Here is a 7,624-nt window from a genome sequence, read left to right on the forward strand (position 1 = left end):
GTGACCAAGGCGGTATTTCCGGTTGCGGGTCTCGGGACCCGTTTTCTGCCTGCGACGAAGTCGATCCCGAAAGAGATCATGACGCTGGTGGACCGTCCGCTGATCCAGTACGCGATCGACGAGGCGCGGGCGGCGGGGATCAAGGAGTTCATCTTCGTGACCTCGCGCGGCAAGTCGGCGCTGGAGGATTACTTCGACCACGCGCCGGAACTGGAAAGCGCGCTGCGCAAGAAGGGCAAGGATGACCTGCTGGAGGTCCTGAAGGACACCAACATGGATTCGGGTGCCATCGCCTATGTGCGGCAGAACCGGCCGATGGGGCTGGGCCATGCCGTCTGGTGCGCCCGCCGCCTGATCGGCAACGAGCCCTTCGCGGTGCTGCTGCCCGATGACGTGATCGCGGCCGAGAAATCCTGCCTGGCGCAGATGGTGGAGGCCTACGAACAGACCGGCGGCAACATGGTCGCCGCGATGGAAGTGCCGCCGCCCAAGGCCTCGGCCTATGGCGTGCTCGACATCGCCGAGGACATGGGCACCATCGTCCGGGCCAAAGGCATGGTGGAGAAGCCGAAGGCGGAAGAGGCGCCGTCGAACCTTGCGGTCATCGGCCGCTACATCCTGTCGCCGAAGGTGCTGACCAACCTGAACCGGATGAAACAGGGCGCGGGCGGCGAGATCCAGCTGACCGATGCCATCGCCGAAGAGATTGGCGAGGGCGGCTCGGGCGTCTACGGCTACCGCTTCCGGGGCCAGCGCTACGACTGCGGCTCGAAAGCCGGGTTCCTGCAGGCCACCGTCGCCTTCGGCATGGCCCGCGACGACCTCCGCGACGAATTCTCCGCCTACCTCCACGACACCCTGGCCCAACAGAAAGCCGCGCAGTAACACGCGTGCCAGCCAGAGGAATGACACAGGCCCGCCGTCCGGCGGGCCTGATGCATTAAGAGGGCCGGGTCAGATGAAGTCGAACATATGGGCGCGCAGATCGCCTTCCTCGAACCCTTCCAGCAGGATCCGGTTGCGCCCGACCACGATCAGCGTATCCAGCCCGCCGTTCACCGACCTTGTGTCCAGATCGCGGAAGGTCAGCCCGCGTCCCGACAGGTCGATGATGTCGCGGCCATCGCGGAAATCGCCGATCACATCCTGGCCGAACCGCCCGGTGAAGACGAAACGGTCCGCATCGGCCCCGCCGGTCAGCGTATCCTTGCCGCTTCCGCCATCCAGCGTATCGCGGCCGGTGCCTCCCAGAAGAATGTCATTGCCGCTGCCGCCGTTCAGGATATCTCTGCCGCCTTCGCCGCGCAGCAGGTCGGCGCCGGTCTGGCCCGCCAGAGAGTCATTGCCGCTGCCCCCCAGCAAGGTGTCGTTGCCACTGCCGCCCAGCAAGGTGTCCCGGCTGCTGCCGCCCAGCAGCCGATCCGCGCCACTGCCGCCGTTCAGGGTATCGTTGCCGGATTCGCCATAGAGACTGTCATTGCCCGACCCGCCCAGCAGCCGGTCATTGCCGCGGCCGCCGCGCAGGATATCGTGGCCCCGGTCTCCCGACAGCTGGTCATCGCCGCCGAGCCCGCGCAGCACATCATCCCCGGCAAGGCCGCGGATCGTATCGGGCCCCGCCGTGCCCGGCAGCGTGTCATCGCCCGGGGTCGCATCGTTCAGGTTGCGGATGTCGATGGTGAAGCTGCGGCTGATCTTGCCGCCCGCACCGTCATCCACCTCGACCGTCACCTGATGCGCGGTCGCCGTCTCGAAATCCAGCGCCCCGGCCACCACCAGCCGGTTGCCATCCAGCGCGAAACGCCCGCCCGCATCATCGGTCAGCCGGAAGGTCAGGCTGTCGCCATCCGGGTCATCGGCTGAAAGCCTGCCGACCAGCGTACCTGCAGCCGAATTCTCGTTCACCGCCGTGCCCGACAACGCCAGATCGGCTGGTGCGCCGTTCACATCCAGAATGCCCATGATATGCGGGAAAGAGCCGTTGGCACCCGGATTGATATCCTCCACCCGCTGCGTGCCGTCGGCGGTGCCGTCCGTCACCCAGAGTTCAGTGCCGCCGTCAGCATCATAGGCCACGAAATAGACCAGATCCCCCACCGCAGTCAGCGAATAGGGATTGGAGGAGCTGCCGCCCGCCACGATATCCTTCAGCAGCACGGTGCCGGTCGCCGTGCCGTCGGAAATCCACAACTCCGTGCCGCCCGATCCGTTGGTGCCGGCAAAGACCACCTTGCCGCTGGCGCCCAGGGCCGCGATCTGGCCGGTGCCATAGCCCATACCATCGAAGCTGCCGTTCAGGTTCAGGACCTGTTTCGTCCCCGTCGAGGTGCCGTCGGAGACCCAGAGCTCATTGCCCTGACCGGCGACCTGGGCCGCGAAGAACAGCTTGCCGCCCGCCAGCGTCATCGGCTGCGGAGAGCTGCTGCTGTTGCCGGGATTGATATCCTTCACGATCTGGGTGCCGCCCGTGGTGCCGTCGCTGCGCCACAACTCCAGCCCCTGCCCCGTGGTCGAGGCAGCGAAATAGGCTACGCCATCCATCAGCACCAGATTCTGCGGCGCGGAGGATCCGGCCCCGGCATTGATGTCTTTCAGAAGTTCGGTGCCCTCCGTGGTGCCGTCCGTCACCCAGAGCTCGGACCCCTCGCCTGCGGTATAGGCGCTGAACAGCGCCCGACCGTCGCCCAGGGCCAGGAAACTCCACGGGCCACTGCCATCGGTGCCCGGGTTGATGTCCTTCAGCAGCCGGGTGCCGAATTCGGTGCCGTCGCTGATCCACAGCTCGGTGCCATTGGTCGCGTCATAGGCCTGGAACAGCAGCTTGCCATCCAGATCCAGCAAGGGCCAGGTGCCGGAACCGCCGCTGCCGGGGTTGATGTCCTTCACCAGCACCGTGCCGTCGCCGGTCCCGTCGGTCTTCCACAGCTCATAGCCGTTGGTATCGTCATAGGCCGTGAAATAGACGGTCTGTCCCACGGTCAGGAAGTTGTAGGGCAAAGAGCTGTCAGGCCCGAAGCGGATATCCTTCAAAAGCGTGGTGCCCGCCTCCGTCCCGTCCGAGATCCAGAGTTCGGAGCCCGCCGTGCCGTCATTGGCAGCGAAGATCATCTGCCCGTCCAGCAGGGCGAAAGGAATGGAGGTCAGACCATCGTCATTGCCGTCCCGGATGTCGCGCACCAGGCTGGCGGATGTGCCGGTGGTATCGGTGGTCCAGAGCTCATAGCCAAGCGTGCCGTTATGGGCCGCAAACAGAAGTTTGTAGGTCATTGTCATAATCCCTGAAATAAACAAATAGTGTATCCAGAGTGCCACAGCCCCCTTTTTGGTCAAGGAAAACACGCCTTCGGCCCGCCAAAAGACGGATTTCCCCCGGCCCGCCTCCCCTCCCCCCTTGGAGAGGATGCAAAAATTTGTCAAAGCGCAGTCCAGCCAGTTTCAAAGGGGCTATTCATGACGACGCGCACCTCTGCCGATACGCTTTCTCCGGCCACGCTGACCCACCTGCAACGTCTGGAGGCCGAGAGCATCCACATCATGCGCGAGGTGGTGGCCAATGCCGAAAACCCGGTGATGCTGTATTCCGTGGGCAAGGATTCAGCCTGCATGCTGCATCTGGCCAAGAAGGCCTTCTACCCGGCGCCGCCGCCTTTCCCGCTCTTGCATGTCGACACGACCTGGAAGTTCCGGGCGATGTATGACCTGCGTGACAAGGCGGCGAAGGATGCCGGGATGGAACTGCTGGTCCATCACAACCCGGAAGCCATGGAAAAGGGCATCAACCCCTTCGACCACGGCAGCCTGCATACCGACATGTGGAAGACCGAGGGTCTGAAACAGGCGCTGACCAAGTGGAATTTCGACGTGGCCTTCGGCGGTGCGCGCCGCGATGAAGAAAAGTCGCGTGCCAAGGAACGGGTGTTCTCGTTCCGCTCGGCCAACCATCGCTGGGACCCGAAGAACCAGCGCCCGGAACTGTGGAAGCTTTACAATACCCGCAAGGCCAAGGGCGAAAGCATCCGGGTCTTCCCGATCTCCAACTGGACCGAGCTGGACATCTGGCAATATATCCATCTCGAAGGCATCGAGATCGTGCCGCTTTACTTCAGTGCGCCGCGTCCGACGGTCATCCGCAACGGCCTCATGCTGATGGTGGACGACGACCGCTTCCCGCTGGCCCCCGGCGAAACCCCGGTCATGCGCTCGATCCGCTTCCGCACGCTGGGCTGCTACCCGCTGACCGGCGCGGTGGAATCCGAGGCGAAGACCCTGCCCGAGGTCATTCAGGAAATGCTGCTGACCACCACCTCGGAACGTCAGGGCCGTGCCATCGACCACGATCAGTCGGCCTCGATGGAGAAGAAGAAGCAAGAGGGGTATTTCTGAGATGACCGCGACCCAGGATCCCGTTTACGTCACCGACACGCTGATCGCCGAGGATATCGACGCCTATCTGCTGAAGCACCAGCACAAGACCATGCTGCGCTTCATCACCTGCGGCTCGGTCGATGACGGCAAGTCGACGCTGATCGGCCGGCTGCTTTACGACACCAAGATGATCTTCGAGGATCAGCTTGCAAGCCTTGAACATGACAGCAAGGCCGTGGGCACGCAGGGTGGCGACATCGACTTCGCGCTTTTGGTCGATGGTCTCGCGGCCGAGCGTGAACAGGGCATCACCATCGACGTGGCCTATCGCTTCTTCGCCACCGAGAAGCGCAAGTTCATCGTGGCCGATACCCCCGGACACGAGCAATATACCCGCAACATGGTCACCGGCGCCTCGACCGCCGATCTGGCCGTGATCCTGATCGACGCGCGCCAGGGCGTGCTGACCCAGACCCGGCGGCACAGCTATCTGGTGCAGCTTCTGGGCATCCGCAACGTGGTGCTGGCCATCAACAAGATGGACCTCGTCGGCTACAGCCAGGAACGCTTCTACGAGATCGTCAAGGATTACTCGCATTTCGCCCAGCAGATCGGGATGGAAAGTTTCCTGCCGATCCCGATTTCCGGGCTGAAGGGCGAGAATATCGCCACCAGGAGCGCGGCGATGCCCTGGTATCAGGGGCCGACGCTGTTGCAGCATCTGGAAGAGGCGCCGGTCAACGATGCCCGCATGCAGGATTATGCCTTCCGCATGCCGGTGCAGTGGGTGAACCGCCCCAATCTCGATTTCCGCGGCTTCACGGGCCAGATCGGCACCGGCGTGGTGCGGCCGGGTGATGCGATCCGGGTGCTGCCCTCGGGCAAGACCACCACGGTGAAGCAGATCGTCACCTTCGACGGCAATCTGGACCGGGCGGTGGCGGGCCAGTCCATCACGCTGACCTTCGCCGACGAGATCGACTGCTCGCGCGGCGATGTCATCGTGCAGGCCGATGAGCCCTGCGAGGTCGCCGACCAGTTCGAGGCGACGCTGGTCTGGATGGACGAGCACGAGATGCTGCCCGGCCGTCCCTATCTGCTGAAGCTCGGCACCCAGACGGTGACGGCGACGGTGACGGAGCCCAAATACGAGGTCAACGTCAACACGCTGGAACATCTGGCCTCGAAGACGCTGGGGCTGAATGCGATCGGCGTGGTGAACATCTCGCTCGACCGGGCGATCCCGTTCGAGGCCTATGCGGTGAACCCCGATCTGGGCGGCTTCATCCTGATCGACCGCATGACCAATGCGACCGTGGCTTCGGGCATGATCCATTTCGCCCTGCGCCGCAGCCAGAACATCCACTGGCAGGCAGTCGATGTGAACCGCGAGGCCCATGCCGCGCTGAAGAACCAGAAACCTGCCGTGGTCTGGTTCACCGGCCTTTCCGGCTCGGGCAAGTCGACCATCGCCAATCTGGTGGAAAAGAAGCTGCATGCCATGGGCAAGCACACTTTCCTGCTGGATGGCGACAACGTGCGCCATGGCCTCAACCGCGATCTGGGCTTCACCGATGCCGACCGGGTGGAAAACATCCGCCGCGTCGGCGAGGTGGCGAAGCTGATGACCGATGCGGGTCTGATCGTGCTCACGGCCTTCATCTCGCCCTTCCGGTCGGAACGCCGGATGGTGCGCGAACTGATGGCCGGGGGCGAGTTCATGGAGGTCTTCGTGAACACCCCGCTGGAAGTGGCCGAGGCGCGCGACGTGAAGGGGCTCTACAAGAAGGCCCGTTCGGGTCAGCTGAAGAACTTCACCGGCATCGACAGCCCCTATGAGGCCCCGGAACTGGCCGAACTCACCGTGAACACGGTCGAGCTTTCGGCCGAGGAAGCCGCGGACCGCGTGATCGAGGCCATCCTCGCCCGCTGACCCGACCAGGCCCCCGGAGAACCGAAAGGCCCTGCACCGATCCGGTGCAGGGCCTTTTCATTGCCGCCGTTAACCGTTCTGAGTTCAGAGGGGGTTTACGTTGAATGCGGGCATGGGGGTTCCGGTTTTCAGAGTGTCGAGGTAGCGGCGGCCGCAATCCAGTGCCTCGCGGATGGTCACATCCATGTCGAGATAGCGGTAGGTGCCCAGACGGCCGACGAAGGTGACATTGGGCTCCGCCTCGGCCTTGGCGACATATTCGGCCAGCAGGGTTTTCTCGGCCACCTGGCGGATCGGGTAATAGGGAATGTCCTCGGGCCCGCAGGCGCGCGAGAATTCCTTGTAAAGCACTGACCCCTCATGGCTTTCCCAGGGAGCGAAATGCTTGTGCTCGGTGATGCGGGTATAGGGCACACCGACATCGCCGTAATTCATCACCGCGCAGCCCTGATAATCGCCCTGATAGTCGAAGCGTTCGAAATCCAGCGTGCGATAGCCCAGCCGGCCCAGCTCGAAGCCGAACCAGCCGTCGATCGGGCCGGAATAGAACACATGGTCATACTCAGCCGCCTGATCGCGGCTGACCGGGGTGTTCAGCGTCACGGTGATATTGGCGTGATCGAGGATGCGCCCGATCATCGCGGTATAGCCGTTCTCCGGCATGCCCTGGAATTTGTGGAAGAAATAATTGTCGTCGTAGTTGAACCGCACCGGCAGCCGCTTCAGGATCGAGGCCGGCAGATCCGAGGGCGCGCAGCCCCATTGCTTGATCGTATAGCCCTTGAAGAAGGCCTCGTAGAGATCAGGCCCGACGAAGCGCAGCGCCTGTTCCTCGAAGGTCTGCGGGTCGGTGATCGAGGTATCGGCCTTGCTTTCCAGAAAGACCTTCGCCTCGTCGGGGCGGAGCGTCTGGCCGAAGAACTGGTTGATCGTGTGCAGGTTGACCGGCAGCGAATAGACCGCCCCCTGCGAGGTGGTCTTCACCCGGTTCTTGTAGGGCAGAAAAGTTTCGAACCCGTTCACATAGTCCCAGACCTCGGCATCGTCGGTGTGGAAGATATGCGGCCCGTAGACATGCACCATGACCCCGGTCCCGGCGTCGCGCTCGGTATGGCAGTTACCCCCGATATGGCCGCGCGCATCCAGCACCGTGACACGATGCCCCGCCTCGGCCAGCAGACGCCCGATCACGGCCCCCGAAAGACCCGCACCCACCATGAGACAATGTTTCGTCATGGACATATCCTTACCCTGCCCGGCCGGGCCCCGCATGACCCCGCGCCGCGCCTACCATGTCCGAACCGCAGGGAAAACCGGGGTCATTTC

At 63.4% G+C, this 7,624-nt stretch carries 5 protein-coding genes; 3 read left to right on the forward strand and 2 right to left on the reverse strand.

Features of this window, described 5'->3' with window-relative positions:
• Positions 1-885, forward strand: an 885-nt coding sequence (gene galU / locus AO684_RS14040; protein WP_235451204.1) for a UTP--glucose-1-phosphate uridylyltransferase GalU, incomplete at its 5' end; no start/stop codon positions are given.
• 69 nt (positions 886-954) lie between these two features.
• On the opposite strand, the gene AO684_RS14045 is transcribed toward galU, so the two are convergent.
• On the reverse strand, positions 955-3,267 hold the full coding sequence (locus AO684_RS14045) for an ELWxxDGT repeat protein (protein WP_054303369.1): 2,313 nt from the start codon (positions 3,265-3,267) through the stop codon (positions 955-957).
• 183 nt (positions 3,268-3,450) lie between these two features.
• Here AO684_RS14045 and cysD point away from each other — a divergent pair, with 183 nt between their 5' ends.
• Together cysD and cysN are read left to right on the forward strand one after the other, a co-directional pair.
• Entirely contained in the window at positions 3,451-4,383 is a 933-nt protein-coding gene (gene cysD / locus AO684_RS14050) for a sulfate adenylyltransferase subunit CysD (protein WP_054303370.1), read from the forward strand.
• Position 4,384: 1 nt separating this feature from the next.
• The gene (cysN, locus tag AO684_RS14055; RefSeq protein ID WP_054303371.1) at positions 4,385-6,298 is read left to right on the forward strand and encodes a sulfate adenylyltransferase subunit CysN; all 1,914 of its coding nucleotides are present in this window, start codon (positions 4,385-4,387) and stop codon (positions 6,296-6,298) included.
• Positions 6,299-6,382: 84 nt separating this feature from the next.
• On the opposite strand, the gene glf is transcribed toward cysN, so the two are convergent.
• Positions 6,383-7,534, reverse strand: coding sequence for a UDP-galactopyranose mutase (glf, locus tag AO684_RS14060; RefSeq protein WP_152968435.1), 1,152 nt, complete (start codon positions 7,532-7,534; stop codon positions 6,383-6,385).
• Positions 7,535-7,624: the final 90 nt, after the last annotated feature.

The sequence above is a fragment of the Gemmobacter sp. LW-1 genome, from assembly GCF_001303875.1.
Lineage (GTDB): Bacteria > Pseudomonadota > Alphaproteobacteria > Rhodobacterales > Rhodobacteraceae > Gemmobacter > Gemmobacter caeni.

What these genes read in the sequence shown, in the direction of transcription:
- AO684_RS14045 (WP_054303369.1), bottom strand. Translation starts at nt 3,267, where the DNA reads ATGACCTACAAACTTCTGTTTGCGGCCCATAACGGCACGCTTGGCTAT.
- cysD (WP_054303370.1), top strand. Translation starts at nt 3,451, where the DNA reads ATGACGACGCGCACCTCTGCCGATACGCTTTCTCCGGCCACGCTGACC.
- cysN (WP_054303371.1), top strand. Translation starts at nt 4,385, where the DNA reads ATGACCGCGACCCAGGATCCCGTTTACGTCACCGACACGCTGATCGCC.
- glf (WP_152968435.1), bottom strand. Translation starts at nt 7,534, where the DNA reads ATGACGAAACATTGTCTCATGGTGGGTGCGGGTCTTTCGGGGGCCGTG.